This window comes from Polaromonas sp. P1_G4, from assembly GCF_056405475.1.
Genome location: NZ_JBFUCA010000553.1, coordinates 1 through 2,673 on the forward strand (window position 1 = coordinate 1; position 2,673 = coordinate 2,673).

The 2,673-nt window shown below is 61.8% G+C and carries 4 protein-coding genes; 3 read left to right on the forward strand and 1 reads right to left on the reverse strand.

The window, feature by feature from the left end:
- Positions 1–108: 108 nt before the first annotated feature.
- From rsmD to AC1D1X_RS20375, 3 genes are all read left to right on the forward strand, one after another.
- Entirely contained in the window at positions 109–765 is a 657-nt protein-coding gene (gene rsmD / locus AC1D1X_RS20365) for a 16S rRNA (guanine(966)-N(2))-methyltransferase RsmD (protein ID WP_477668286.1), read from the forward strand.
- An 82-nt stretch (positions 766–847) separates the two neighbouring features.
- Positions 848–1,357 (forward strand): pantetheine-phosphate adenylyltransferase, encoded by a 510-nt coding sequence (gene coaD / locus AC1D1X_RS20370; RefSeq protein ID WP_477699019.1) that lies wholly within the window; start codon positions 848–850, stop codon positions 1,355–1,357.
- Between the two features lies 1 nt (position 1,358).
- A complete protein-coding gene (locus AC1D1X_RS20375; protein ID WP_457282197.1) occupies positions 1,359–1,628 on the forward strand; it encodes a YfhL family 4Fe-4S dicluster ferredoxin in 270 nt (89 codons plus the stop codon).
- 151 nt (positions 1,629–1,779) lie between these two features.
- Here AC1D1X_RS20375 and pth read toward each other — a convergent pair whose 3' ends face one another.
- Entirely contained in the window at positions 1,780–2,394 is a 615-nt protein-coding gene (gene pth / locus AC1D1X_RS20380) for an aminoacyl-tRNA hydrolase (RefSeq protein WP_477668284.1), read from the reverse strand.
- Positions 2,395–2,673 lie beyond the last annotated feature (279 nt).

Genomic DNA, 2,673 nt, shown 5'->3' on the forward strand with positions numbered 1-2,673 from the left:
TACCTGGACGCAGCAGGTCGACAAGGTCACGGTGGCCGATGTCAAGGCGGCTTTTGCACGCAAGCTGCAGCCCGAAAAAATGGTCACTGTTATCCTTGGCGCCGCACCATGAAGTACACGCCCGTTCCTACCCAAACTCCCGCCACCCCCAAGAACCCGCGCGCCAAAAGCGGCAAGGTTGTGGGCCGCAAAACCGTGCCGCCGGGTGAGATCCGCATCATCGGCGGCTTGTACAAACGCACCAAATTGCCGGTGCCCAGCAAGCCGGGCCTGCGTCCCACGCCCGATCGCGTGCGTGAAACCCTTTTCAACTGGCTGGGCCAGGACCTGACGGGCTGGCGCTGTATCGACGTGTTTGCCGGCACCGGCGCGCTGGGCTTTGAGGCCGCGTCGCGCGGCGCGGCCGACGTGCTGCTGTGCGAGCAGGATCCGGCGCTGGCGCAACAGCTCAAGACGGTGCAGGCCAGGCTCAAGGCCGACATGTGCCGCATCGAGCGTGGCGACGGGCTGAGCGCCTTGAAACGCGTTGCGCCGGGCAGCCTGCAACTGGTGCTGCTTGATCCGCCTTTTGAGTCCACCCTGTACGAATCCACGCTCAAGGCCGCAGCGCAGGCCATCGGCCCGACCGGCGTGGTTTATCTGGAGGCGCCCAAACCCTGGACGGATGAGGAACTGCTGCCGCTGGGTTTGCAGGTGCACCGCAGTGGCAAGGCCGGCGCCGTGCATTTCCACCTGCTGGCTGCTCTGGGTACGCCAGCGGGCTGAATCGCCGGCCAGGCCTTGCCTGTCTCGTGGTTACAGGGCGGCAATTGGCGGGTAAAAGGGTGGGGCGGGCATAATTCCTCCTATGGCCACCTCCCGCACCGCTGTTTATTCCGGCACGTTTGACCCGTTTACGCTGGGCCATGACGACGTGGTGCGCCGCGCTGCCGGGCTCTTTGACCAGGTCGTCATCGCGGTGGCGACGGCCCATCACAAGAAAACCCTGTTCACGCTGAACGAGCGCGTGGCGCAGGTGCAGGCCGCCACTCAAGGTATCGCCKGCGTCAAGGTGCTGCCGTTTGACGGCCTGATCATGGATTTTTGCGCAGCGCAAAAGGCTTCAGCCGTGGTGCGCGGAATCCGCAATATCACCGACTTTGACTACGAAGCGCAAATGGCGGCCATGAACCGCAAACTGCGCCCCGAGGTGGAAACCGTGTTTCTGCTGCCCGACGCACCGCTGCAATGCATCAGCAGCACGCTGGTGCGCGAGATCAGCAAGCTGGGCGGCGATGTCGGCCAGATGGTGAGCCCGGCCGTGGCAACTGCCCTGGCGGCGGCGCACCAGGCGGCCAAAGCAGGTAAGGGGAACTGACATGGCCCTGATGATCACTGATGAGTGCATCAACTGCGACGTGTGCGAACCCGAATGCCCCAACCAGGCGATTTACCTGGGCAAGGAGATCTACGAGATCGATCCGCACAAATGCACCGAATGCGTGGGCCATTTCGACGAGCCCCAGTGCGTGCAGGTCTGCCCCGTCGCCTGCATTCCCATCAACCCGCAGCACATTGAAACGCGGGAAACCCTGTTTGAAAAATACCAGCGGCTGCAAACCATTATTCCGGTGGTCACGGCTCGCTAATTGACCTGGTTGGAGGGTTTGTGGCCTGACATGGCCTTGGAAGCGCCGATTTAGCGCACAAATAGCGGTGCAGTCCAACAGGATCCTGCGCGAGCAGCTATAAAAATCATAGCGTCAAACTTGCGCGCGGCAGACCCGGAACGGTAGACTCTTAATCTTCAATATCCACTTTGCGCGGCGGTTTCGGCCGCGGTGGCGTGCTGGTGTGGATCATCATCGTGGCTTTTTCCATCTCGCCCTTGAGCAGTTCAGGCACGGCCTTGATGCAGCGGGCAATGCAGTCTTCAATCGCCACGCGGTGCTCCTGTGAAGGTTTTTTCAGCACCCAGTTGACCACCTCGGCCTTCACGCCCGGATGGCCCACACCGATGCGCAAGCGCCAATAGTCGGCCGTGCCCAGTTGCGCATGGATATCGCGCAGGCCGTTGTGGCCGGCGTGGCTGCCGCTGAACTTGAGCTTGACCTGGCCGGGCACGATGTCCATCTCGTCGTGCGCCACCAACACCTCTTCAGGCGCGACCTTGAAGAAGCGCGCCAGGGCCGCCACGGATTTGCCCGAGACATTCATGAAGGTCAGCGGCTTGAGCAGCCAGACGTTCTGGCCGTTGAGGGTGATGCGCGCCACCTGGCCGTGGTAGCTCTTGTCCAGGCTTAGCGGGGCTTTCAGCTCTTGCGAGAGAGCATCAATAAACCAGAAACCGGCGTTGTGGCGGGTGGCTTCGTATTCGGGGCCGGGGTTTCCCAGGCCGACAAACAATTTGATCATTTGGAGATTTCCATCTGTCCAATTTTAGGGTGCGTGGCCTTGTGTCTTTGCAAGCGGGCGGTTCTGATTGAAGCGCTAACCAAGAAAAACGGCCCTTGTCCTGCAAGAGGACAAGGGCCGTGAGCCTTTTCAGGCCTGTGCGGGAAGCTGAATTACTTCTTGGCGGCAGGCTTGGCAGCGTCGGCCTTGGCGCCGGCTTTGGCTTCCTTGGCGGCAGCAGCTTTAGCGGCTTTCGGATCCACCGGTGCGGCTGCTGCAGCGGCTGCTGCGGCATCGGCC